This window comes from Actinomadura sp. NPDC048394 (genome assembly GCF_040651755.1).
Classification (GTDB): domain Bacteria; phylum Actinomycetota; class Actinomycetes; order Streptosporangiales; family Streptosporangiaceae; genus Spirillospora; species Spirillospora montaniterrae.
The window spans coordinates 168,170-192,023 of sequence record NZ_JBEZJL010000009.1; the positions used below are offsets into that span (position 1 = coordinate 168,170).

19 protein-coding genes are annotated in these 23,854 nt (G+C 72.8%); 12 read left to right on the forward strand and 7 right to left on the reverse strand.

Annotated features, from left to right (window positions below; all coding sequences use genetic code 11):
* The first annotated feature begins 24 nt into the window (after window positions 1–24).
* Window positions 25–978, forward strand: coding sequence for a ribonuclease Z (locus tag AB0C78_RS08575; RefSeq protein ID WP_360743721.1), 954 nt, complete (start codon window positions 25–27; stop codon window positions 976–978).
* Between the two features lie 32 nt (window positions 979–1,010).
* Entirely contained in the window at window positions 1,011–2,369 is a 1,359-nt protein-coding gene (locus AB0C78_RS08580) for an NAD(P)/FAD-dependent oxidoreductase (protein WP_151545580.1), read from the forward strand.
* A gap of 13 nt (window positions 2,370–2,382) precedes the next feature.
* On the opposite strand, the gene AB0C78_RS08585 is transcribed toward AB0C78_RS08580, so the two are convergent.
* Window positions 2,383–3,279, reverse strand: a complete 897-nt coding sequence (locus AB0C78_RS08585; protein ID WP_360743724.1) for a class I SAM-dependent methyltransferase — start codon at window positions 3,277–3,279, stop codon at window positions 2,383–2,385.
* Window positions 3,280–3,477: 198 nt separating this feature from the next.
* Between AB0C78_RS08585 and AB0C78_RS08590 the strand changes: the two genes are divergently transcribed.
* Together AB0C78_RS08590 and AB0C78_RS08595 are read left to right on the forward strand one after the other, a co-directional pair.
* On the forward strand, window positions 3,478–5,463 hold the full coding sequence (locus AB0C78_RS08590) for a thioredoxin domain-containing protein (protein WP_360743727.1): 1,986 nt from the start codon (window positions 3,478–3,480) through the stop codon (window positions 5,461–5,463).
* A 193-nt stretch (window positions 5,464–5,656) separates the two neighbouring features.
* Window positions 5,657–6,838 carry a C40 family peptidase gene (locus AB0C78_RS08595; protein WP_360743730.1) on the forward strand — a complete coding sequence of 394 codons (1,182 nt, stop codon included), beginning with the start codon at window positions 5,657–5,659 and terminating at the stop codon, window positions 6,836–6,838.
* A 36-nt stretch (window positions 6,839–6,874) separates the two neighbouring features.
* On the opposite strand, the gene AB0C78_RS08600 is transcribed toward AB0C78_RS08595, so the two are convergent.
* Window positions 6,875–7,516 (reverse strand): TetR family transcriptional regulator, encoded by a 642-nt coding sequence (locus AB0C78_RS08600; protein WP_360743733.1) that lies wholly within the window; start codon window positions 7,514–7,516, stop codon window positions 6,875–6,877.
* Window positions 7,497–9,029, reverse strand: coding sequence for an MFS transporter (locus tag AB0C78_RS08605; RefSeq protein ID WP_360743736.1), 1,533 nt, complete (start codon window positions 9,027–9,029; stop codon window positions 7,497–7,499). Before AB0C78_RS08605 ends, AB0C78_RS08600 begins: the two co-directional genes overlap by 20 nt.
* 115 nt (window positions 9,030–9,144) lie before the next feature.
* Here AB0C78_RS08605 and AB0C78_RS08610 point away from each other — a divergent pair, with 115 nt between their 5' ends.
* From AB0C78_RS08610 to AB0C78_RS08630, 5 genes are all read left to right on the forward strand, one after another.
* Window positions 9,145–9,666, forward strand: a complete 522-nt coding sequence (locus AB0C78_RS08610) for a hypothetical protein (RefSeq protein WP_360743739.1) — start codon at window positions 9,145–9,147, stop codon at window positions 9,664–9,666.
* A gap of 128 nt (window positions 9,667–9,794) precedes the next feature.
* The gene (locus AB0C78_RS08615) at window positions 9,795–10,472 is read left to right on the forward strand and encodes a hypothetical protein (protein ID WP_360743742.1); all 678 of its coding nucleotides are present in this window, start codon (window positions 9,795–9,797) and stop codon (window positions 10,470–10,472) included.
* Window positions 10,473–10,587: 115 nt separating this feature from the next.
* A complete protein-coding gene (locus tag AB0C78_RS08620; protein WP_360743745.1) occupies window positions 10,588–11,463 on the forward strand; it encodes an isoprenyl transferase in 876 nt (291 codons plus the stop codon).
* Between the two features lie 159 nt (window positions 11,464–11,622).
* Window positions 11,623–12,951 (forward strand): PhoH family protein, encoded by a 1,329-nt coding sequence (locus AB0C78_RS08625; RefSeq protein WP_360743788.1) that lies wholly within the window; start codon window positions 11,623–11,625, stop codon window positions 12,949–12,951.
* A 460-nt stretch (window positions 12,952–13,411) separates the two neighbouring features.
* The gene (locus AB0C78_RS08630; protein ID WP_360743748.1) at window positions 13,412–14,503 is read left to right on the forward strand and encodes a hypothetical protein; all 1,092 of its coding nucleotides are present in this window, start codon (window positions 13,412–13,414) and stop codon (window positions 14,501–14,503) included.
* A gap of 208 nt (window positions 14,504–14,711) precedes the next feature.
* Here the strand turns inward: AB0C78_RS08630 and AB0C78_RS08635 are convergent, their stop codons facing one another.
* Entirely contained in the window at window positions 14,712–16,112 is a 1,401-nt protein-coding gene (locus AB0C78_RS08635) for a class II fumarate hydratase (RefSeq protein WP_360743751.1), read from the reverse strand.
* Between the two features lie 112 nt (window positions 16,113–16,224).
* Window positions 16,225–17,499 (reverse strand): serine/threonine-protein kinase, encoded by a 1,275-nt coding sequence (locus AB0C78_RS08640; RefSeq protein ID WP_360743754.1) that lies wholly within the window; start codon window positions 17,497–17,499, stop codon window positions 16,225–16,227.
* A 184-nt stretch (window positions 17,500–17,683) separates the two neighbouring features.
* On the opposite strand from AB0C78_RS08640, the gene AB0C78_RS08645 reads away from it, so the two are divergent.
* Window positions 17,684–19,327 carry a recombinase family protein gene (locus tag AB0C78_RS08645; RefSeq protein WP_360743757.1) on the forward strand — a complete coding sequence of 548 codons (1,644 nt, stop codon included), beginning with the start codon at window positions 17,684–17,686 and terminating at the stop codon, window positions 19,325–19,327.
* 44 nt (window positions 19,328–19,371) lie between these two features.
* On the opposite strand, the gene AB0C78_RS08650 is transcribed toward AB0C78_RS08645, so the two are convergent.
* Both AB0C78_RS08650 and AB0C78_RS08655 read right to left on the reverse strand, forming a co-directional pair.
* The gene (locus AB0C78_RS08650; RefSeq protein ID WP_360743760.1) at window positions 19,372–21,054 is read right to left on the reverse strand and encodes a fumarate hydratase; all 1,683 of its coding nucleotides are present in this window, start codon (window positions 21,052–21,054) and stop codon (window positions 19,372–19,374) included.
* A gap of 1 nt (window position 21,055) precedes the next feature.
* Window positions 21,056–21,979: a DMT family transporter gene (locus tag AB0C78_RS08655; protein WP_360743763.1), complete on the reverse strand. Its 924-nt coding sequence runs from the start codon at window positions 21,977–21,979 to the stop codon at window positions 21,056–21,058.
* A 113-nt stretch (window positions 21,980–22,092) separates the two neighbouring features.
* Between AB0C78_RS08655 and AB0C78_RS08660 the strand changes: the two genes are divergently transcribed.
* Window positions 22,093–23,526: a PLP-dependent aminotransferase family protein gene (locus tag AB0C78_RS08660; RefSeq protein WP_360743766.1), complete on the forward strand. Its 1,434-nt coding sequence runs from the start codon at window positions 22,093–22,095 to the stop codon at window positions 23,524–23,526.
* A 29-nt stretch (window positions 23,527–23,555) separates the two neighbouring features.
* Window positions 23,556–23,789 carry a hypothetical protein gene (locus AB0C78_RS08665; RefSeq protein ID WP_151545607.1) on the forward strand — a complete coding sequence of 78 codons (234 nt, stop codon included), beginning with the start codon at window positions 23,556–23,558 and terminating at the stop codon, window positions 23,787–23,789.
* Window positions 23,790–23,854 lie beyond the last annotated feature (65 nt).

The window sequence follows — 23,854 nt, forward strand, 5'->3', positions numbered from 1 at the left end:
GCCCTCACCCGGCACCATGGGGGGATGTCGGTTCGCGATCTGATCGTCCTCGGCTCCGCCAGCGCGGTGCCCACCAAGGCCCGCAACCACAACGGGTACCTGCTGCGCTGGGACGGGCAGGGGCTGCTGTTCGACCCGGGCGAGGGGACGCAGCGGCAGATGGCGCACGCCGGGGTCGCCGCGAACGACGTGACGTGGATCTGCGTGACGCACTTCCATGGCGACCACTGCCTCGGGGTGCCCGGCATCGTGCAGCGGATCGCGCGCGACGGCGTGGAGCACCCGGTGAACGCGGTGTTCCCGGCGAGCGGCGCGGAGTACTGGGAGCGGCTGCGGTACGCGTCGGCGTTCCACGACACCGAGGTCGTCCGCGAGTGGCCGGTGTCGGGCGAGCGGACCGAGCTGGACCTGGACGACGCGCCGTTCTCGCTGGTCGCGCGGCGGCTGTCGCACCCGGTGGAGGCGTACGGGTACCGGGTCGAGGAGCCGGACGGCGTGACGATGCTGCCCGAGCGGCTCGCCGCGAAGGGGGTGCGGGGGCCGCTCGTCCGCGAGCTCCAGGAGCGCGGGCGGGTGACCGCGCCGGACGGCACGACGGTCGCCCTGGAGGAGTGCAGCACCCGGCGCCCGGGGCAGAAGGTCGCCTTCGTCATGGACACCCGCCGCTGCGACGGCGTCCGCGACCTCGCCGACGGCGTCGACATGCTGGTCATCGAGTCGACGTTCCTGGACGAGGACTCCCCGCTCGCAGCCCGGTTCGGGCACCTCACGGCGGGGCAGGCGGGCCGGGTCGCGGCCGACGCCGGCGCCCGGCACCTCGTCCTCACGCACTTCTCCGAGCGCTACCGCGCCGAGGACGAGCACCGCTTCGAGGACGAGGCCGCCGCCGCGTTCGGCGGCGCGATCACGCTCGTCCACGACCTGGACCGCATCCCGCTGCCGCCCCGGCGGGCCGCAAAACCTCGCCCGTCACAGTGAGACCCCGGCTCAACATGGGCAGGACTCCGGGCATGGCTGAAGAAGTCGATGTCGTCGTCATCGGTCTCGGGCCCGGCGGGGAGGACGCGGCGGGCCGGCTGGCCGAGGCGGGCCTGTCCGTGGCGGCCGTGGAGTCCCGGCTGGTCGGCGGGGAGTGCCCGTACTACGCGTGCGTCCCGACGAAGATGATGGTGCGCGCCGCGGGGCTGATCGCGGACGGCACCCGCATCCCCGGGATGGCGGGCGACTCGATCATCCGGCCGGACTGGGCGCCGGTGGCCGCCCGGATCTGCGACGAGGCGACCGACTCGTGGACGGACACGGCCGCCGCGGACCGGCTCACCGGCAAGGGCGCGCAGCTCGTGCGCGGGGAGGGCCGCATCACCGGGCCCCGCGAGGTGACGGTCGGCGACCGGGTGTTCCGGGCCCGCCGCGGCATCCTGCTCAACACCGGTACGGCGCCGTCGGCTCCGCCGGTCGACGGGCTCGCGGACGTCCCGTTCTGGACGAACCGGGAGGCCGTGCAGGCCACCGAGGTGCCGGAGTCGCTGCTGGTGCTGGGCGGCGGCGTCGTCGGGGTGGAGATGGCGCAGGTCTTCTCGCGCTTCGACAGCCGCGTGACGGTCGTCGAGGCCGGCGACCGGCTGGTGGTGAACGAGGAGCCGGAGTCGAGCGAGCTGCTGCGGCAGGTGTTCGAGCGCGAGGGCATCGGCGTGCGGACGGACGCGAAGGTCACCGGCGCGTCGTACGCGAACGGCGAGTTCCACCTGCACCTGGGCGAGGAGACCCTGACCGCCGACCGGCTGCTCGTCGCGACGGGCCGCCGTCCCAACCTGAAGGGCCTCGGCCTGGACGCCGTCGGCCTGGACGAGAACGCGCGGCAGATCGACGTCGACGGCCACATGCGCGCCGCCGACGGCGTCTGGGCGATCGGCGACATCACCGGCAAGGGCGCGTTCACGCACGTGTCGATGTACCAGGCGTCCGTCGCGGTCCGCGACATCCTCGGCGAGGAGGGGCCGCAGGCCGCCTACCGGGCCGTGCCGCGGGTGACGTTCACCGACCCCGAGATCGCGTCGGTCGGGCTCACCGAGGCGCAGGCCCGCGACCAGAACCTGCCCGTCCGCACCGGGACCGCGCCGATCCCGGAGTCGACGCGCGGCTGGATCCAGAAGGTCGGCAACGACGGCTTCATCAAGCTCGTCGAGAGCACCGAGTGGGGCGTGCTGGTCGGCGCGACCGCGATGGGGCCGGCCGGCGGCGAGGTCCTCGGCGCGCTGGCCGTGGCCGTGCACACCGAGGCCCCCACCGCCGCCCTCCGCGAGATGATCTACGCCTATCCCACCTTCCACCGCGCGATCGAGACCGCGCTCGCGGCGCTGGACGGCTGACCGGCCGGACTCGCTAGTGCGGGTGCCGGCGGCGCATCGCCCGCGGCAGCGCGGTCGCGGCCCGGCCGACCCGGAAGCTGACCGAGTTCCGGACGGAGTCGAGCTCGTGCTGCGCGCGGGCCCGCTGGTCCTCGACGCGGGCGAGGCGCTCCTTGAGCTCGCGCACCCGGTCCTTCTTCGGGGCCTTCGGGGCGGCCTTGCCCTTGACGCGCAGGAGCCGCCGCCCGGCCACCTGCTGCACCTCGTGCCAGAGGTCGTCCTGGTCGCCGAGCCACTCCAGCAGCTCGTCCTGGACCTCCTTCACATCGCCCCACGTCCCGTAGAACTTCTGCGGGGTGACGCACACCGCGTGCAGGCCCTCGACGGCCACCGCCTCCCAGACGGCGGCGGAGACGCCGGGGGTGTGCTCGGAGCGGTAGTCGTCGCAGGCGACGACGCCCTCGGCGGGGAGCATGACGTGCGCGGCCTGGATGTCGCCGCGCACGTGCTCGTACAGGTGGGACGCGTCGACGTGCACGAACCGGCAGCTCTCCGGCCGGACGTGGTCGAGGATCGCCGAGGTCGGCGCCTGCACGATCTCGGGGAGGCCGTCGTGGAAGGCGTGGTAGTTCGCCTCGAACGCGGCGCGGGTGAGGGTGGAGTACGAGCCGTCCATCTCGGCCTGGTTGGACGCGTCGGGGGCCTGCGAGTCGAACAGGTCGCAGACGGTGAACGTCTCGCCGTCGTGCAGGTGGCGCCCCATGAGGATGGCGCTCTTGCCGAGGTAGGAACCGAGTTCGACGAGGTCGCCGGGCTGGCCGAGGCGTTCCTGGCGCTCCAGGAACCAGGTGAACAGCCGCTGGTCGACCTTGGGGAACCAGCCGTCGACGTCGTCGAGGGAGGCGGGGAGCGGGGGCCGGGTTTCGGTCATGGTGAAGCTCCAACTTCATCGTGTGCGGGAGCGAGGGACACGAGTCGAAGTTCTTGCGCGTGTCGAGGTCACGGTCCGTCCGCGGACGGACACGGTCGTCGGGGACGTCATCATAGGGGCGGCGAGCTCGAAGGCAACCCGCGGAAACGGGTCCGCCCGGGCCGTGAACCGGCCGCCGGATCGGGCAGGATCGGGGGCATGAACCGGCTCAAGGACGCCACCAGCCCGTACCTGCTGCAGCATGCCGGCAACCCGGTCGACTGGTGGGAGTGGAGCGCCGGGGCGTTCGCCGAGGCGCGCCGGCGAGATGTCCCGGTGCTCCTTTCTGTTGGATATGCCGCTTGTCATTGGTGCCATGTGATGGCGCACCAGTCCTTCGAGGACGGCGAGACCGCGCGGCTCATGAACGAGATGTTCGTGAACGTCAAGGTGGACCGGGAGGAACGCCCCGACATCGACGCGGTCTACATGGAGGCCACGCAGGCGATGACCGGTCAGGGCGGTTGGCCGATGACCGTGTTCATGACGCCCGACGGGCACCCGTTCTACTGCGGAACGTACTTCCCGCGGCAGCAGTTCCAAGCGCTGCTGGAAGCCGTCCACAAGGCGTGGACGGAGCAGCGCGACGAGGTCGTCGGGCAGGGGCAGCAGGTCGTCGCCGCGCTGACGTCGCGCGGGACGGGCCTCGCAGGCGGCGAGGTGCCGGGCCCGGAGCGGCTCGCGCACGCCGTGAAGGTACTGGCGCAGTCCTACGACGCGGCGCGCGGCGGGTTCGGCGGCGCGCCGAAGTTCCCGCCGTCGATGGCGCTGGAGTTCCTGCTGCGCCACCACGCCCGCACCGGCGACGCGGAGGCCCTCGCGATGGCCGGGCACACGCTGGAGGCGATGGCCCGCGGCGGGATGTACGACCAGCTCGGCGGCGGGTTCGCGCGGTACTCGGTGGACGCGCAGTGGGTCGTCCCGCACTTCGAGAAGATGCTCTACGACAACGCGCTGCTGGCCCGCGTGTACGCGCACTGGTGGCGGCTGACCGGGTCGCCGTTCGCGCGGCGCGTCGCGCTGGAGACCTGCGACTGGATGCTCCGCGACCTGTGGACGCCCGAAGGCGGCCTGGCGTCGGCGCTCGACGCCGACAGCGAGGGCGTCGAGGGCAAGTACTACGTCTGGACGCCCGAGCAGCTGCGCGAGGTGCTCGGCGAGGACGACGGCGCGTACGCCGAGCGCGTGTTCGAGGTGACGGGCACGTTCGAGCGCGGCACGTCGGTGCTGCAGCTCCTCCGCGACCCGGACGATCCCGAGCGGTACGAGCGCGTCCGGACGCTGCTGCTGGAGGCCCGCGCGCACCGGGTGCCGCCGGCGCGGGACGACAAGGTCGTCGCGGCCTGGAACGGCCTCGCGATCGCCGCGCTGGCCGAGTGCGGGGCGCTGTTCGACCGGCCCGACCTCGTCAGCGCGGCCGAGGACGTCGCGCGGCTGCTCATCGGCCTGCACGAGAGCGGCGGGCGGCTCGTCCGGACGTCGCGCGGCGGCGCCGCCGGCGAGAACGCGGGCGTCCTGGAGGACTACGCGGACGTCGCGGAGGGCCTGCTCGCGCTGCACGGCGTGACCGGCGACCCGGCGCACATGCGGCTGGCGGGGGAGCTGCTGAACACCGTCCTCGAACGGTTCGCGGACGGGGCGGGCGGCTTCTACGACACCGCCGACGACGCCGAGCGGCTGTTCCGGCGCCCGCAGGACCCGACCGACAACGCCACCCCGTCCGGGCAGTTCGCGGCGGCGGGCGCGCTGCTGTCGTTCGCGGCGCTGACCGGGTCGGACTGGCACCGGCAGGCGGCGGAGGCGGCGCTCGGCCCCGTCGCGCCGCTGGCGGAGAAGCACGCGCGGTTCGCGGGCTGGGGCCTCGCGGTCGCCGAGGCGCACGCGGCCGGGCCGGTGGAGATCGCGATCATCGGCGGCCGGGACGACGAGCGGACCCGGGCGCTGCACCGCACCGCGCTGATGTCGCCCGCGCCGGGCGCGGTGGTCAGCGTCGGCGAGCCGGGGGCCGAGGGCGTCCCGCTGCTGGAGGGCCGCGAGCCGGTGGACGGCGCGCCCGCCGCCTACGTGTGCCGCATGTTCACCTGCCGGCTCCCCGTCACGACCCCCGCCGAGCTGACCCGCGAACTACGTGGGCAATTGGATTAGCCGTCCATTTTGTGGCAACGTGACCTTGCTCTCGTTCCCGCATGGTGTTACCAATGGGTAGCGGAGACGGGGCTGACCCGATGGGGCATGACGGGCGCGGGTGTCCGCTGGTGCGCCGGGTATCTGGACGGTTGCCGCTCCTCTGGGTCATAGTCGTGGGAGCCGGGAAGGCCGACCTAAAAGGAGCGTGGCAGTGCGGAAGCCGAACCGCCGGATCCTACCGACGATCATCGGCGTTTCGGTCCTGACCACGCTCGCCGCCAACACCGCGGTCCTCATCGCCCGCGGCCACGACGGCGACCCCGCGCCGTCCCCGCAGGAGAAGCGGGCCAGCTACGTCGCCGCGTCCGGCAACACCCGGCTGTCGCCCAGCGCCGTCGCCCCCCTCGGCAAGCGCCTCACCCCGCACGTCCTCGTCGCCGCCCCGTCCGCGCTGCCCGCCGCGACCATCGCGAAGATCCGCGGCGCCAAGGGCGTGAAGGGCGTCGAGGTCGTCGACGCCGTGCAGGGCATGGTCGCCGGCAAGCGCGTCGGCCTGATGGGCGTCGACCCGTCCACGTTCCGCAACTACACGCCGAAGCCGACCGCGCAGTCCGACGCGCTCTGGCGCAACGTCGCGGCCGGCGACGTCGCCATCTCCTTCACGATGGGCAGCGACGGCGGCGTCAAGCTCGGCTCCCAGGTGCCCGTCGGCGGCAAGCAGCACCAGTCGAACCTGCGCGTCGGCGCGTACGCGACGATGGGCATCGGCGACGTCGACGCGGTGATCTCGCACGCCACCGCGCAGGCCCTCGGCATGCCCACCGGCAACGCGATGCTGATCAGCGTGCCGAAGACCAGGCCGGCCGCCTTCATCAAGAAGCTGAAGAAGGTGCTGCCGAAGCACGCCAAGGCCGTCGCGGTGAACCCGCAGCTCGACTTCCCGAAGGCCGGCTCCGGCAACGCGCCGACCGCGCACGGCCAGGTGATGACCGCCGCCCAGGTGCAGACGGTGATCAAGGCGGCGTACTCGCGGATCGGCTGGCCGTACGTGTGGGGCGGCGAGTCGGAGGCCGAGGGCGGCTACGACTGCTCCGGGCTGATGCAGTACGCGTTCGCGCGGGCCGGCATCCGGCTCCCGCGCGTCGCCGCCGACCAGGCCCGCGTCGGCTGGGTCATCCCCTACAGCAAGGCCGTCCCCGGCGACATGCTGATCTGGGCCAACGACCCGACCGCGCCCGGCTACATCTCCCACATCGCCCTGTACATCGGCGACGGCAAGATGGTCGTCGCGCCGCGCACCGGCCTCGACGTGATGATCCAGAACGTCTACACCCGCAACCTCAAGGGCGCCGTCCGGGTCAGCCCCAAGCTGGCCGCTCGCCTGGCGGGCTGAGCCCAGCGGGCCGAGCCCGGGGGTTCGCGCCGGGAATCACAACGGGCAGCCGCGGCTGAGGAACTCGAGGTTGTGGTCGACGAGGTCGGGGATGTCCTCGAGCGCGGCGCCGCCGTCCATCCACTGGTACATGGCGGCCTGCATGACGCCGATCACGGCCCAGGTGAACGCCTGGACGTCGCCGTCGGCCGCGGGGCGGCCGACCCGCGCGGAGATCGCCTCGCTCAGCATGGCCGAGGTGCCCTCGCGCATCGACTCGAAGGTGCGGCTGCGCAGCGCGGGCACCTGCGCGGTGAGCTGCAGCCGGGTCCGGACGACCTCCAGATCCTCGGCGATCATCTGCGGCAGGATCTCGCGCAGGGTGGCGCGCAGCGCCTCGATCGGGGACAGCCCGGCCGGCTGGCGGCGGAAGAGCTCCGCCATGATCGGGTCGTACTCGTCGGTGACGACGACGTCTTCCTTGGTGGGGAAGTACCGGAAGAACGTGCTGGGGGAGATCTCCGCGGCGGCGGCGATCTGCTCGACGGTGGTCTCGTCGTAGCCCTGCTCGGTGAAGAGCCGGAGGGCGTGGTCCTGGATCGCCCTCCGGGTCTTCAGCTTCTTGCGCTCCCTCAGCGGCAGCCGGGCGAGCCGTTCCTCCAGGCGGTCGAGGGCGTGCTCAGGGTGCGACGTGCTCATGCGTCGATTCTGGTTCATCGGCGGTGGCGTCCGCACCCCGGCGGCCCGGCTGGAAGGCCAGCAGGAGGACGGCGACGGCGAGCGACCCGGCGGCGCAGGCGGCGAGCACCGCGTCCATCCCGTTGACGTAGGCGTCGCGGGCGGAGGCCAGGAGGGCGCCGTCGTGGAGCTTCCCGGCGACCGCGACGGCGCCGCCGACGGAGTCGTGCGCGGCGTCCGCCGCCGCGCCGGGCAGGCCCCCGGTCGCGACGCGGTCCCGGTAGACGGCCGACAGCAGGCTGCCGAGCCCGGCGACGCCGAGGGTGCCGCCGGTCTGCCGGAGGGTCTGGACGAGCCCGGACCCGCGTCCGGCCTGGTCGGCGGGGAGCGCCGCCATCAGCGCGTCCATCGCGGGGATGAGCGACAGGCCGCAGCCGAGGCCGATCAGCAGCAGCCACGGGACGACGGAGCCGTAGGAGTCCCCGGCGCCGGTGAACGCGCCCCAGCCGAGCCCGGCGGCGAGGACGGCGAGCCCGGTCACGATGACCGGCTTGTGGCCGGTGCGGGGGACGATCCGGTCGGTGGTGAGCCCGCCCGCCATCAGGCCGAGCAGCATCGGGATGAGCCGCAGCCCGGTGCCGAACGCGTCGTTGCCGAGGACGGCCTGCAGGTACTGCGGGAACACGAACAGCAGCCCGCCCATCATCAGGTTCGCGGCGATGGCGGCGACCATCGCCCAGCTGAACCGGGCGTCGCGGAACAGCCGGACGTCCATCATCGGGTGCGGCGCGCGCCGCTCCCACAGCACGAACGCGGCCAGCAGGACGGCGGCGAGGGCGAGGACGACGAGCACGACGGGGTCGCCCCAGCCACGCACGGGGGCCTCGATGACCCCGTACACCAGCGCGACGAGGCCGCCCATCGACAGCAGCGAGCCGGGCCCGTCGGCCTTGGGGGCGGCCGGGTCCCTGGTCTCGGGCATGGTCAGCGCGAGCGCGATGCCGCCGACCAGCACGATCGGCACGTTCAGCAGGAAGATCGAGCCCCACGAGTAGTGCTCCAGGAGCCAGCCGCCGAGCAGCGGGCCGAGCGGCAGGCCGAGCGCGGTCGCCGAGGACCAGACCGCGACGGCCCGGGTGCGCTCCTCGGCGGGGAAGATCGCGGGGAGCATCGACATCGACAGCGGGGTGACGATCGCGGCGCCGAGGCCCATGAAGGCGCGGGCCGCGATGACGCCGCCGGTGCCGCCGGACAGGGCGCCGGCGAGGGACGCCGCGCCGAAGATCGCGAGGCCGGCGAGCAGCGTGCGCTTGCGGCCGAGGCGGTCGCCGAGCAGCCCGGCCGGGAGCAGCAGCGCGGCGAACACCAGCAGGTAGGAGTCGACGATCCACTGGAGCTCGCTGGTGCCGGCGTGGAGCTTCTCCGAGAGCGTGGTCAGCGCGACGTTCAGGATCGTCATGTCGAAGCCGAGCGCCAGCATGCAGAGCGCGAGGGCGCCGAGTCCCCACCAGCGCCGTTCGTGTCCCACCCTCATGACTTTCACCTCCAATTAAGAGTCCATCCGAGTTGAGAGTAACTCTCAAAAGATGGTGAATGTCAATCGCGCCGGGGTCTGGCGACGCCGCGCGCGGCGTTGTAATTTTGATTACATGAATACGAGTGAAGCCGCGGACCGGCTGCGCGGCTGGTTCGCCGGGCGGCTGCCCGACGGCTGGTTCGAGGGCGCGCCGGAGGTCGTCGTCGACCGCGAGGAGGTCAGCGTGGTCGGCCGGCTCCCCGAGCCGGACGCCGCGCCGGACCTCTCGGAGACCGAGCGGTCCGCGCTGCTCGCCGGGACCGCCCAGCGGTTCCGGGAGGAGACCCGCGACCAGCGCATCGCCATCGCGCGCGAGGCCGAGCACGCCTTCGGCCACAAGGTGTCCTGGGGCGTCGAGTGCGGCGGCCACCGGGAGATGTTCACCACCCTCTCGGTGCCCGTCATGACCCGGCTCCGCCAGCCCGAGCGCCGCGTCCTGGACACCCTCGTCGAGGCCGGGGTCGCGCGCAGCCGCAGCGACGCGCTCGCCTGGTGCGTCCGGCTCGTCGGCAAGAACACCGACGAGTGGCTCGGCGAGCTGCGCAGCGCCCTGGAGCACGTCGAGCGCGCCCGCGCGGCCGGCCCGAAGCCCTGACCGGCCCCTTCGCGATCATTACGCGATCACGACGTCCGCGGGGTGTGATCATGGTGCCGACCTGGCCTAATGTGCGTTGAAAGCGCGGGTCGGCCGCGCCGGGACGCCGCCGGGGAGGGGGACGGAGCGTGCGGACGCTGCGCTGCCTGGACGGCTCGGTGCTGGACGTCGTGCCGGTCGCCTCGCTGGACCGCGGCGGCACCCCGTTCGAGGTCACCCTGGAGCTGCGCCGCGACGGCGACCGCTTCGGCGCCGTGGGGGAGCGGTGCGGCTACTTCCTGGCCGACCTCGCCCGCCGGGTCGACGCGGCCCGCGCCGACGGCTCGCCGCAGGCGGCCCGCTGGCCCGACCCCGACGACCGCTTCCCCGACCCGCCCGCGGGCGGCGGCGGCCCCCGCGAGCCCGAGCTGTTCGCGTTCCGCTACCGCGACCGCGGCGACGTGATCAGCGCCGGCGAGCTGCGCTGCGCGCTGCGGACCTCCTCCATGTGGGTGGGGCGCCAGCAGTCGGCCGCCGGACGGTGGCGGGTGGCGCGCCGGGCCGTGATCGAGGCGTGGGGCGCGAGCGGGCGCGGCGTCCGCGCCGTGCTCACCTCCGCCGAGCTCGCCCGGTTCCTCGCCGCGGTGCTGGCCGACGTCGACCGGGCCGGCGCGTCCGCGACGCCGGGCGGACCCGGAATGCCGGGCGCACCCGGAATGCAGGGCACATCCCCCATGCAGGGCGTCTCCGGAACGCCGGGCGTCTCCAGGACGTACCGGACGGCCGGGCCGGCGCGCTACGGCCGGGCCACCCGGCCTGCGCGCTAGCCTGACATCACCGGAACGGCGGGAAAAGTGTCGCCGTCGGGCCATAATTGAGCGTCCGTTCCCGTCCGGGAGGATCGCTCGAAGGGATGCCCACATGGGGGTTCGGCGTACTGGGATGTCACGGCGCGAGCAGGCCGCGAAGGGCGGCACCGCCCGCGATGGCGGCGCGCGCCGCAACCCGTCCGCCGGCGCCCGGCTGACCGCCGCGATCCGCCGCAGCGGGCCGTACGCGGCCGTCCGCGACGCCGTCTACCGCATGTACGAGCACCGCGTCGAGGCGTCGCTGCCCACCGACATCACCCCCCGCCACGTCGGCGTGATCCTCGACGGGAACCGGCGTTGGGCCAGGTCGATGGGGTTGGCCGACGTCAACCACGGGCACCAGCGCGGCGCCGACAAGATCTCCGAGCTGCTGCAGTGGAGCACCGAGGCCGGGGTCGAGCACGTCACGCTCTGGCTGCTGTCCACCGACAACCTGAACCGTCCCGCGAACGAGCTCGACCCGCTGCTGGAGATCATCGAGAACACCGTCCGCAAGCTCGCCGACGAGGGCTGGCACGTCAAGCCCGTCGGCGCCCTCGACCTCCTGCCCGATAAGACCGCCCGCGTCCTGAAAGACGCGGGTGAGGCGACATCCGGCGCTCCCGGGCTGATTGTGAACGTCGCCGTTGGGTATGGAGGTAGGCGTGAGATCGCTGATGCGGTGCGCTCTCTGCTCATCGAGCAGGCGAGCCGTGGCACCAGCATCGAGGAACTCGCCGAGGGCCTCGAGGTGGAGCACATCGCCGAGCATCTCTACACGCGCGGCCAGCCGGACCCGGATCTGGTCATCCGCACCTCGGGGGAGCAGCGCCTGTCCGGCTTCATGCTCTGGCAGAGCGCCCACTCGGAGTTCTACTTCTGCGAGGTCCACTGGCCGGACTTCCGCAAGGTCGACTTCCTGCGGGCGATGCGTTCCTACGCCGCGCGGCACCGGCGCTACGGTACCTGACGGTCCTCCTGCCGCCTCCAACGCAGGAACCACCGCCCCAGGCCGCCCCGTGACCGGGGACATGGGCCGTACGGGGGCGGACTGTCGCGCCACCGGTACATCCCCCATAGTCAGGGAGATCGAGTGGCCACAACCTCCCCGCGCCGTCCCGAGTCCGGGATCCCCGCCGGAACGCCCGTTCCGGACCGGCGCACGTACGTCCTCGACACCAGTGTCCTGCTCGCCGACCCGGGGGCGATGACCCGGTTCGCCGAGCACGAGGTCGTGCTCCCCATCGTCGTCATCTCCGAGCTCGAGGCCAAGCGCCATCACCCGGAGCTCGGCTACTTCGCCCGGCAGGCCCTGCGCACCCTGGACGACCTGCGGTTGGAGCACGGCCGGCTGGACGAGGCCGTGTCGGTGCAGGGGCCGAACGGGGACCAGGGCGGGACGCTGCGGGTCGAGCTGAACCACTCCGACCCGAGCGTGCTGCCGGACGGCTTCCGGCTCGGCGACAACGACACCCGCATCCTGTCGGTGGCGGCGTGGCTGGCCCGCGAGGGCCGCGACGTCGTGCTGGTCTCCAAGGACCTGCCGATGCGGGTGAAGGCGTCCGCGGTCGGGCTCGCCGCCGAGGAGTACCGGGCGGAGCTCGCCGTGGTGGAGTCCGGCTGGACCGGGATGCGCGAGCTGGAGGTGCCGTCCGGGGCCCTGGAGGAGCTGTACGAGACGGGCGGCGCGGACCTGGAGGAGGCGCGGGACCTGCCGTGCCACACGGGCCTGCGGCTGCTGTCGGAGCGCGGCTCGGCGCTCGGCCGGACGCTGCCCGACAAGTCGGTGAAGCTGGTGCGCGGCGACCGGGAGGCGTTCGGGCTGCGCGGCCGGTCCGCCGAGCAGCGCATCGCCCTCGACCTGCTGATGGACGAGGACGTCGGGATCGTCTCGCTCGGCGGGCGGGCCGGCACGGGCAAGTCGGCGCTCGCGCTGTGCGCGGGCCTGGAGGCCGTGATGGAGCGGCGGCGGCACCGCAAGGTCGTGGTGTTCCGGCCGCTGTACGCGGTCGGCGGGCAGGAGCTCGGCTACCTGCCGGGGTCGGAGAACGAGAAGATGTCGCCGTGGGCGCAGGCCGTCTACGACACGCTCTCGGCGGTGACCACCCCGGAGGTCATCGAGGAGGTGGTGGACCGTGACATGCTGGAGGTCCTCCCGCTCACCCACATCCGGGGCCGCTCGCTGCACGACTCGTTCGTGATCGTGGACGAGGCGCAGTCGCTGGAGCGGGGCGTGCTGCTGACCGTGCTGTCGCGGATCGGCGCGGGCTCGCGGGTGGTGCTGACGCACGACGTGGCGCAGCGCGACAACCTGCGGGTCGGCCGGCACGACGGCGTCGCCGCGGTGGTGGAGAAGCTCAAGGGGCACCCGCTGTTCGCGCACGTCACGCTGACCAGGTCGGAGCGGTCGCCGATCGCGGCGCTGGTGACGGACATGCTGGGCGACGTCGGCGCCTGACCGGCGTGCGACGGGACGCACCGGGCGCCCCGCCGGCCCTCCGCGAGGAGCGGCCGGCGGGGCGCCGCCGTCCGGCCTGTGGACGAACCTGTGGAAACCTCTACGGAACGTGATCCTTAAACGCCGTACCGTGGAGTTGTGATGAAGGTCACACCAACCAATCCGAGGTGAAGGACCCGCAGGTCGACGCGGGTTTTCGGGGACGCGAACGGCGAGTTGACAAGCGCACCACGCGCAGCATTCGTCTCGTTTCGGTTGCGGAGCAGGGCGCGGGCTCGGGCATTGTGTGTCCTCGTAAGCACCCCCGGAACGGTGCCGCCCGCCAGCGCACCCCCCTGTAAAAGCGTGCGGGCGAGAGCCGTTCAGGGCCCGGAGCCGTCCCGTCCGGACGGGCCGCCGGGCCGGGGTGGAAGCAGCTCGCCCGCGTGCCCATGCGCGTGCGACCGTCGGAAGGACCGCCTTGTTCGGAGACCGTCCCGGGTCCCCTAGGCGAGACGAACGACAGAGCTTTGCCCCCGAGGAGCCGTGGTCGCACGCGGCCCCGGCCTCCGCCGAGACCCCCCGGCCCGGCGGCGCCGAGGCCTTCCCGCCCGCGCCCGGCGACGAGGACGTCAGGGTCGCCGGCCCGCAGCCCGCGTTCGGCGCGGCCCCCGCGGGCGACACCCTCGGCTTCCAGGCCGTCCCGCAGGGCGAGTCCCCGGCGGGCGCGACCGGCGCGACGGGCGTCCTCGCCATGGGAGCCCCCGGAGCCGATGGGCCGGACGCCGGCGAGCACCGCGACGAGATCGCCTTCGGAGCCGGCTCCGCCGCCGCCGTCGGCCACCGCTCCGGCCCGCGCCGGCTCGGCGGCTCCCGTCCCGCGTCCGGCCGGTCGTCCGGCGGGCGCGCGCGCCGCTCCGGCGGCGGCAACGGGCTGAAGATCGCCGCGGTGGTCGCGGGCGCGCTGGTCGTGGTCGGCGGCGGTGGCGCCGCCGCGTTCGCGATGACCGGCGGGTCCGGCGACGGCGGCACCAAGACCGTCCAGCCGAAGAAGCTGGCGGACGCGGCCGCCGCGCCCAAGGTCGACCCCATGGTCATGGAGCAGATGCGCCGCAAGGAGGCCTACGAGCGGGCCTCCCGCGCGACCCGCGAGGACCCGTCCAAGGGGCCGAAGCTGCAGGCCAAGGGCAAGCCGATCCCCACCCCCACCCCGACGAAGTCGAAGGACGCGGGCGGCGGGAGCGGCGGGCCGTCCGGCGACCCGGTCCCGGCGGGCGAGGCGCAGCAGATCGCCAAGAGGCTGCTGCCGAGCTACGGGATGAGCGGCTCCGGCCAGTTCGGCTGCCTGGTGAACCTGTGGAACAAGGAGAGCCACTGGAACACCCACGCGGCGAACCCGTCCGGCGCGTACGGGATCCCGCAGGCGCTGCCCGGCTCGAAGATGGCCAGCGCGGGCCCCGACTGGCAGAACAACGCCACGACCCAGATCAAGTGGGGCCTCGGCTACATCAAGGACCGGTACAGCACGCCGTGCGGCGCGTGGGCGCACTCGGAGTCCAGCGGCTGGTACTAGACCGCGCGACTACTGGACCGCGCGACAGAGCATCCGGAAGAGGGCGGGCCCGTCGGGCCCGCCCTCTTTCCGTCTCCGCGCGGCCACGGCGGCCTCTCGCGGACGAACCCGCCGCCGCCCTGCCCGCGCCGCCGCGCGCGCCCCCTGACGCCTCCAGCGACCGCTGAAGCCGTCAGCCGCGGATCACGGCGGTGGGGTGCCCGGGCGGTCAGCCGCGGGACGCGTTCGTCATGCCGAGCACGTCCAGCGCCGCGTCCAGCTGCTCCTCGGTGAGCTTCCCGTCCGCCACGTAGCCGCGCTCGATCACGACCTCGCGGATCGTCCGGCGCTCCGCGAGGGCCTGCTTGGCGACCTTCGCCGCCTCCTCGTAGCCGATGTAGCGGTTCAGCGGCGTCACGATCGACGGGGACGACTCGGCGTACTCGCGCAGCCGGTCCACGTCCGCCTCGATGCCGTCGACGCAGCGGTCCGCGAGCAGCCGCGACGCGTTCGCCAGCAGGGTGATCGACTCCAGCACGTTGCGGGCCAGCATCGGCAGCATCACGTTCAGCTCGAAGCTGCCCGCCGCGCCGCCGAACGCGATCGCCGCGTCGTTCCCGATCACCTGCGCGGCCACCTGCGTCACCGCCTCCGGGATCACCGGGTTCACCTTCCCCGGCATGATCGACGAGCCGGGCTGCAGGTCCGGCAGCCGGATCTCGGCGAGCCCGGCGCGCGGCCCCGACCCCATCCAGCGCAGATCATTGGCGATCTTGTTGAGGCTCACCGCGACGGTGCGCAGCGCGCCGCTCGCCTCGACCAGGCCGTCCCGGGCGCCCTGCGCCTCGAAATGGTCGCGGGCCTCGGTCAGCGGCAGCCCGGTGGCCCGCGCGATCTCCGCGATGACGCGGGCCGCGAACCCCTCCGGCGTGTTGATCCCCGTCCCGACCGCGGTGCCGCCGAGCGGCAGCTCCGCCAGCCGCGGCAGCACCGCCTCCAGCCGCTCCACGCCGTGCCCGACCTGCGCCGCGTACCCGCCGAACTCCTGCCCGAGCGTCACGGGCGTCGCGTCCATCAGGTGCGTCCGGCCCGACTTCACCACGGTCGCGAACTCGTCCGCCTTGCGGGCCAGCGCGTCGCGCAGGTGCTTCAACGCGGGGATCAGCTCGTTCACCACCGCGCCCGTCGCCGCGATGTGGATCGACGACGGGAACACGTCGTTGGACGACTGCGAGGCGTTCACATGGTCGTTCGGGTGGACGGGCCTGCCGAGCCGCTCCTCCGCCAGCGTCGCCACGACCTCGTTGGCGTTCATGTTCGACGACGTCCCGGACCCGGTCTGGAACACGTCGATCGGGAACTGGTCGTTCCACTTGCCGTCCGCGACCTCGCGGGCCGCCTCGGCGATCGCCTCCGAAAGGTCCTTGTCCAGGACGCCCAGCTCGGCGTTGACCGCGGCCGCCGCCGCCTTGATCTGCCCCAGCGCGGCGATGTGCGCGGGCTCCAGGCCGCGTCCCGAGATCGGGAAGTTCTGCACGGCCCGCTGCGTCTGCGCCCGCCACTTCGCCGCCGCCGGCACCCGGACCTCGCCCATGGAGTCGTGCTCGACCCGGAATTCCTGCTCCGCCATGAAGTCACCTCCCGTGGAGGCGTCCCCAGGGAGCCCCCGCGCAATCGTCGCCCTCGACCTTCATGGCAGCGGCGCGGGGCGCCCGCGCATTCCCGCGCGGGCGCGGTTCCGATCAGCCCCCGGAGCCCTTCGTCACCGTGTAGCCGACGCGCTCACCGGGCTTGCCCAGCGGTTTCTCCTGCCCGTTCACCCACACGTCGCAGGCGGACGCGTCGTAGATCACGGCGTTGATGTGCTCCTCGCCGTACTGGCGCGCCTCGCCCTTGCCGAGCGTCTCGTCGCTCAGCACCCGCATCGCGGTGCCGGGCACCGACACGAAGATCTTGCAGGAGTCGGTGCGGGCCCGCACGACCAGCGTGCTGCTCGCGACGCCGGCCGGCGGCGCCGCCTCGCCGGGCCGCCCGGCCGGGGTGGAGGCGTGCGCGGTCGGGGACGGCCCCGGGCTCTCCCGCATCATCCCGACGATCAGCGCGGTCGCGCCGATCCCGCAGGACGCCACCGTCGCGCCGATCAGCGCGATCACCGCCATCAGCCGGTAGCGGGGCGTCGCCTGCCGGCGCCCGGCCCGCGGCCCCGCCATCGCGCGCTCCAGCCGGTCCACCGCGCGGGCGTGGCTGAGCCGCCGGGTCGGGTTCTTCTCCAGCAGCCCGGTGATCACCGGGGCGAGCGCGCCGGCGTTCTGCGGCGCCGGCGTCGACTCGTTCGCCAGCGCGCTCAGCGTCGCCATCACGTTGTCGCGCTCGAACGGCGGGCGGCCCTCCAGCGCGGCGTACAGGGTCGCGCCGAGCGACCACAGGTCCGAGCGCGGGGTGGCCTTCTCGCCGGCGGCGACCTCCGGGGCGACGTACGCGGGGGAGCCCATGAAATGCCCGGTCTTGGTCAGGCTCGCCGACCCCGACGAGAACGCCAGCCCGAAGTCGGTGAGCACCACCCGGTCGCCGTCCAGCAGCACGTTGCTCGGCTTGAGGTCGCGGTGCACGATCCCGGCCTTGTGCGCGGTGTTGAGCGCGTCCAGCAGCCGCCGGCCGATGTGCGCGACGCGCTCGGGCGGCAGCGGGCCGTCGCGCTCGATGAGCTGCTCGAGGTTCGGCGCCTCGATCAGCTCCATCACGATCCACGGCCGGCCCTGCTCGGTGACGACGTCGTAGACCTCGACGATGGAGTGGGTGCGCAGCTGCGCGGGCGCGCGCGCCTCGCGCAGGGTACGGCGGAAGAAGACCACCCGGTCGTCCTGGGAAAGGTCCTCGGGGAGCCTCAGCTCCTTGATCGCCACCGCGCGATCGAGGAGCTCGTCATGGCCTCGCCACACGGTGCCGTTGGCACCCTGACCTATTTCCGAGACCAGCCGGTAGCGCGTCGCTAGCACGAGGCGCTCTGACTGAGACATGGCGGAAAAGATACCGGAGTGGCCAGGCGGTCATCGGGGAGACGTCTCCACCAAGTTGGATTTAGCCCCAATATGTGACCTGCCGCCCCGAAACGCCCCGCATGCCGACTGCATGCGGCTGCAGTGGTGGCGAAAAAGTCAGATGACTCATCTCGATGGTAGACACACTGCTAGCGTGCGGCTCGTGGTCATCGAGAACCCGCGGGTATTGGGGGTCGTCCGCATCAGCGTCGGCCGGGACGAGACGACCTCTCCGCAGCGTCAACGGGAGCACATCGAGCACTGGTGCGCCGGGCCGTCCGTGCTGGGCACGATCGTGGGCTGGGCCGAGGACCTGGACGTGTCGGGAGGTGTGAGTCCCTTCAAGCGGCCTGAACTGGGCAAGTGGTTGAACCGGCGAGCCGGCGAGTTCGATGTGCTCTGCGTGTGGAGGCTCGATCGGCTGACCCGCCGCTCCCGCCACTTCGCCGAACTCGTCGACTGGTGCAACGAGCGGGAGAAGGTCGTCGTCTCGACCTCCGAGTCCCTCGACCTCTCCACCCCCATGGGGAAGATGTTCGCGCGGATCATCGCAGCCTTCGCCGAAGGAGAGCTCGACACCATCCAGGCGCGCTCCCTGGACGCCTCGCGCAGGCTTCGTGAGGGCGGAGCGTGGTTCGGCGGAGTCGAACCGTTCGGCTACCGGTTCGCCGATCGGAAGGAGGGCGGAAAGCGATTGGTGCAGGATCCCGTCTATGCTCCTCTTTTGCGCTCCCTCTATGAGCGGGTCGTCGCCGGCACGCCCGTCAACCGCCTCACCAAGGAGCTCAACCGTCAGGGCATCCCGACGTGGCGAGATCACCTCAGACGGGAGTCAGGCAGGCCGACCAGGAACACCTTGTGGACGTCCAAGGCGATCAGCCAGGCGCTTATGAACCCTAGGAGCGCGGGGTACCTGCTCCATAAGGGCGAGGTCGTCGAGGGAAGTGACGGACGCCCTGTCCTCATCACGGATGAGCCGATCCTTGCTGTGGCCGAATGGGAACGGGTCGTCCGAGCACTCTCGGTCACGGGGGCGCCCCGGACGAGAAGCCCCAGTTCCCCCAGCCTCCTCACAGGTGTCGCCCGTTGCGGCCTCGACGGCGCCTCCCTGTACGTCAAGCGAAATACCGTCAAGCGGGCCTACAAGGACGCGCCGGATGTCTACTCGTCATACATGTGCAGGCATGCCTACTCGGGCGCCCAGAGGGAGTGCCGTACCGCTGTCGGCCAGGAAGTGCTCGATCTAGCGGTCGAGCAGGCGCTGCTCACATGTTTCGCGGAGGACGAGGTCTACGAACGGCGCGAGACGTCGAAGCCCGCTCTCGAAGAGGAACTGCGACTCGTGGCCGGACGCCTGGGGCGGCTCGAGGATGATTTCACGGCAGGCAGATACGACGGGGAAGGACAGGAGGAGTCATATCACCGGATGCATCGACGCCTCGCCGGCAAGAGAACGGCCTTGACACGGCAGCTCGAGGAGCTGCCCGACGTCGAGCTGATCGGAACCGGTCGGACCTTCCGAGAACTCTGGGCAGGGAAGAACCTGGATGAACGCAGGTCGTTCCTGCTGGACCATGACGTCCGTGTGCTCGTCTGGAAGACGGGGCGGGGGCTCAGCGACCCCCATCTCAAGATCGAGATCCCGGACGTGGCGTATCTGCGCGAGTCCGCCGGGCTTCAGGGCGGACGCTCCGCCGAACCGTTCATCGTGGATGTGAACGTTCCCGACGATCTGCGAGGGGTGCCGGTCGCCGACGCGATCGGAAGGGAAGTGATCAGTGGGCCGCACCCTGGAATCCCCAGCTGAGGATTCCAGGGCACCGGCGGCTCAGGCCGTCGATCGGACCTCGGTCACCTGCGCGGGGGCACGGTCGGCATGAGCGTCACTTGCCCGGCCCCCATGTCGAAGAAGTCGCCGCCCTTGTCGTCCACGACGATGAAGGCCGGGAAGTCCTCGACCTCGATCTTCCAGACGGCCTCCATGCCGAGCTCCGGGTACTCCAGGACCTCGACCTTCTTGATGCAGTCCTGCGCGAGCCGCGCGGCCGGGCCGCCGATCGAGCCGAGGTAGAACCCGCCGTGCTCCTTGCACGCGTCGGTGACCTGCTTTGACCGGTTGCCCTTCGCCAGCATCACCAGCGAGCCGCCCGCGGCCTGGAACTGCTCGACGTAGGAGTCCATGCGGCCGGCGGTCGTCGGGCCGAACGAGCCGGACGCGTAGCCTTCCGGCGTCTTCGCGGGACCCGCGTAGTAGACGGCGTGGTCGCGCAGGTACTGCGGCATCGGCTCGCCCGCGTCCAGCCGCTCCTTGATCTTGGCGTGCGCGATGTCGCGCGCCACGACGAGCGGACCGGTCAGCGACAGCCGCGTCTTCACCGGGTACTTGGTCAGCTCGGCCCGGATCTCCGCCATCGGACGGTTCAGGTCGATGCTGACCGCACTCCCCCCGCCCGCCCCGATCTGGACGACCTCGTCGTCCAGGTGCTCGTCGGTGGTGTCGGGCAGGTACTGCGCCGGGTCGGTCTCCAGCCGCTCCAGGAACACGCCCTCCGCGGTGATCTTGGCGAGGGCCTGCCGGTCCGCGCTGCACGACACCGCGATCGCCACCGGGCAGGACGCGCCGTGCCGCGGCAGCCGGATCACCCGCACGTCGTGGCAGAAGTACTTGCCGCCGAACTGCGCGCCGATGCCGAGCTTCTGCGTCAGCTCGAACACCTGCAGCTCCAGCTCCAGGTCGCGGAAGCCGTTGCCGAGAGGCGAGCCCTCGGTCGGCATCGTGTCCAGGTAGTGCGCCGACGCGTACTTGGCGGTCTTCAGCGCGTACTCGGCGGACGTGCCGCCCACCACGATCGCCAGGTGGTACGGCGGGCACGCGGCCGTGCCCAGCGAGCGGATCTTCTCCTCCAGGAAGGACATCATCCGCTTCGGGTTCAGGACGGCCTTGGTCTCCTGGTACAGGAACGACTTGTTCGCGCTGCCGCCGCCCTTGGCCATGAACAGGAACTTGTAGACCTCGCCCGGCGCCGCGTACAGCTCGACCTGCGCGGGCAGGTTGCTGCCGGTGTTCTTCTCGTCCCACATCGTCAGCGGCGCCATCTGCGAGTAGCGCAGGTTCAGCTTGGTGTACGCGTCGTACACGCCGCGCGAGATGTGCTCCTCGTCGTTGCCGTCCGTCAGGACGTGCTGGCCGCGCTTGCCCATGACGATCGCGGTGCCGGTGTCCTGGCACATCGGCAGGACGCCGCCGGACGCGATGCCCGCGTTCTTCAGCAGGTCCAGCGCCACGAACCGGTCGTTCGGGGACGCCTCCGGGTCGTCGAGGATCCGGCGCAGCTGCGCCAGGTGCGCTGGCCGCAGCAGGTGCGCGATGTCGCGCATCGCGGTCTCGGTGAGCAGTCGGAGCGCCTCCGGCTCGACCTGCAGGAACGTCCGGCCGTTCGCCTCGAACGTGGAGACCCCGTCGGAGGTCAGGAGCCGGTAGTCGGTCTCGTCGGGGCCGAGCGGCAGCAGGTCGGTGTAGGAGAACTCAGGCATCTCAGGCAGATCCTCGCGCGATTCCGATGGGGGCCGCCTCACAGGGTACGACCCGGCGCCGCAGCCCGAGGACGACCCCCACGGCCACCAGCGCCGCCCCCGCGAGGTCCGCGGGGCCGGGCCGTCCGAGCCCGAGGACCACCGTCGTGACGACCGCGCTGACCGGGATCATCCCGGCGAACAGCCCCGCCCGGTCCGCGCCGAGCCGGCCGAGCGCCCCGTACCAGAGCAGGAACGCGATCACCGTGACGATCACCGACAGGTACGCCAGGCCCGCGAACTCGGCGGCGGTCGGCGCCCGCAGCACGGCCGTCCCGTCGGTGACCAGCCCGACGGCCAGCAGCATCGGCGCGGCGATCGCCGCCGAGTACGCCGACACCCGCACCGGCCCGAGCGCCGGCAGCAGCGGGACGGCCAGCAGCGAGAAGCACACCTCCCCGGCGAGCGCGCCCAGCGACAGCAGCAGCCCCCGCGCGCTGCCGCCGCCGAACCCGTTCGCCAGCGCCGCGCCGGCCGCCACCACGCACGCCGAGGCGACCACCGCCGGCGCGGGCCGCCGGCCTTCCAGCAGCGGCCCGACCAGCGCCAGCACGATCGGCACCGTCGCGATCACCGTGCCGATCGTCGCCGGGCTCGTGTCCCGGGTCGCCGCGACGATGCACACGTTGAACGCGACGAGGCCCGTCCCCGCCAGCGCCGCCAGCAGCGCCCACTCCCGCGCCCGCGGACGCCGGCCCGGCCCGCCGCGCAGCCGCGCCACCGCCAGCAGGATCGCCGCGGCCACCGTGTACCGGACGGCCTGGCCGCCGAAGACGGGATAGTCCTTGATCGTCGCGGAGACCGCGGTCAGCGTGCCGACGAGGAACATCGCGGTGCCGGCGCCGGCGCCGCCGCGCCCGCCGGGCAGGGACGAGATCAGCTTCATGGCCCGAACGCTACGAGCCCGTTGGACCTGGAGACAGAGCCAATGGCTCCCATCGATCATGGACCAATCCCGGGCTAGTGACAGATGAACGCCCGGCCGACGCTGAGTGTCATGTGACCGACCTCCATCTCCCACTCGACCGCGGTGCGGGACGGCTCGCCGCGCAGATCGCCGCGGGCTTCCGCGCGGCGGTGCGGGCCGGGCGGCTGACCGCGGGCACCCGGCTGCCGTCCAGCCGCGACCTCGCCCGCGACCTCGAGGTGTCCCGCGGCGTCGTCGTGGCCGCCTACGAGCAGCTGACCGCCGAAGGGTTCCTCATCGCCCGGCGCGGCGACGGCACCCGCATCGCCCCCCTCGCCCGCCCCGACGAGCCCGCCCCCGCGCCCCCCGCCGCCGAACCGGCCCCCGCGGCGCTCCCGTCCTGCGACCTCCCGCCCGACCCCGGCGCGCCCTACGACCTGTGGCCCAGCCAGCCGGACCTGTCGGCCTTCCCCCGCGAGCGGTGGATCGCCGCCACCCGCGCCGCGCTGCGCACGCTCCCGAGCGACGAGCTGACCTACCCCGACCCCGGCGGCGTCCGGCCGCTGCGCACCGAGCTGGCCGGCTACCTCGGCCGCGTCCGCGCCGCCGTCGCCGACCCCGGCCGCGTCGTGATCATGAACGGGGTGGCGCACGGGCTGTCCGCCCTCATCCGGGTGCTGCGGGCCGACGGCCACCGCGTCCTCGCCGTCGAGGACCCGACCAGCGTCCGGCAGCTGCCCATGCTGGAGGCGTCCGGCATCCGGCTCGTCCGCGTCCCGGTGGACGCCGACGGCGTGGACGTCGCCGCGCTCGCCCGGACCAACGCGCGCGCCGTCCTCGTCACGCCCGCGCACCAGTACCCCACCGGCGTCGTGCTGTCGCCGTCCCGCCGCGCCGAGCTGATCGCCTGGGCGCGGGACGTCGGCGGCGTGATCCTCGAGGACGACTACGACGCCGAGTTCCGCTACGACCGCGAGCCCGTCGGCTGCCTGCAGGGCGTCGACCCCGACCGCGTCGTGCTGCTCGGCTCCGTCAGCAAGTCCCTCGCGCCCGCGCTGCGCCTCGGCTGGGCCCTCGCCCCCGCCGCCATCGCGACGCGGCTCCGCGAGCACCGCGGCCAGACCGACCTCGGCGCGCCCGTCATCGAGCAGTACGCCCTCGCCGAGTTCCTCCGCGGCGGCGGCTACGACCGGCATCTGCGCACCATGCGGCGCCGCTACCGGTCCCGCCGCGACGCCCTCGCCGGCGCGCTCGCCGCATACCTGCCCGGCGCGACGGTTCACGGCGTCTCAGCGGGCATCCACCTCTACGTGGAACTCCCGCCCGGAACCGACGAGGACGCCGTCCTGGCCCGCGCCGCGCGGTCCGGGGTGTCGGCCGCCGGCGCCCGCGAGATGTGGTCCGCCGAGCGCGCCGCCGACGCGCCCCCCGCCCTCGTCCTGGGATATGCCCGGATTGCCGAAAGTCACCTGGTCAAGGCGGCGCAGCTGCTCGGCAAAGCGGTTACCGGGGGGACGGAAGGGTAGGACCAACATCCCCGGTGTAGGAGGTATGGATGAGTCTGGAAGAGGCCGCACGGCAGCTCAAGATGGCCGGTCACGACGCGCAGGTCGCCTTCGACTGCGTCGGCCTGGGCGACCTCGAACGCGCGCAGGAGCACGCCGTCACCCTGCGCGCCGCCGCCGACGCCGCCGAAGTGGCGCTGAGCCGGGCGCTCCAGGACCTGACACCGGAGCAGGCCCAAGCCGAAGGCGAGAAGGCCGTCACCGCCCTGGAAGAAACTGTGTGATCCCAGGGGGGCGACCCCCTGGAACCCCCGTTGCGACGGACGAGGCGTTTCACGCTCCGCTATCG

Coding starts and splice junctions, on each gene's coding strand:
- AB0C78_RS08640 (WP_360743754.1), bottom strand. CDS start 17,499: ATGTCTCAGTCAGAGCGCCTCGTGCTAGCGACGCGCTACCGGCTGGTC.
- AB0C78_RS08600 (WP_360743733.1), bottom strand. CDS start 7,516: ATGAGCACGTCGCACCCTGAGCACGCCCTCGACCGCCTGGAGGAACGG.
- AB0C78_RS08650 (WP_360743760.1), bottom strand. CDS start 21,054: ATGCCTGAGTTCTCCTACACCGACCTGCTGCCGCTCGGCCCCGACGAG.
- AB0C78_RS08580 (WP_151545580.1), top strand. CDS start 1,011: ATGGCTGAAGAAGTCGATGTCGTCGTCATCGGTCTCGGGCCCGGCGGG.
- AB0C78_RS08585 (WP_360743724.1), bottom strand. CDS start 3,279: ATGACCGAAACCCGGCCCCCGCTCCCCGCCTCCCTCGACGACGTCGAC.
- AB0C78_RS08610 (WP_360743739.1), top strand. CDS start 9,145: ATGAATACGAGTGAAGCCGCGGACCGGCTGCGCGGCTGGTTCGCCGGG.
- AB0C78_RS08605 (WP_360743736.1), bottom strand. CDS start 9,029: ATGAGGGTGGGACACGAACGGCGCTGGTGGGGACTCGGCGCCCTCGCG.
- AB0C78_RS08575 (WP_360743721.1), top strand. CDS start 25: ATGTCGGTTCGCGATCTGATCGTCCTCGGCTCCGCCAGCGCGGTGCCC.
- AB0C78_RS08590 (WP_360743727.1), top strand. CDS start 3,478: ATGAACCGGCTCAAGGACGCCACCAGCCCGTACCTGCTGCAGCATGCC.
- AB0C78_RS08620 (WP_360743745.1), top strand. CDS start 10,588: ATGTCACGGCGCGAGCAGGCCGCGAAGGGCGGCACCGCCCGCGATGGC.
- AB0C78_RS08635 (WP_360743751.1), bottom strand. CDS start 16,112: ATGGCGGAGCAGGAATTCCGGGTCGAGCACGACTCCATGGGCGAGGTC.
- AB0C78_RS08655 (WP_360743763.1), bottom strand. CDS start 21,979: ATGAAGCTGATCTCGTCCCTGCCCGGCGGGCGCGGCGGCGCCGGCGCC.
- AB0C78_RS08665 (WP_151545607.1), top strand. CDS start 23,556: ATGAGTCTGGAAGAGGCCGCACGGCAGCTCAAGATGGCCGGTCACGAC.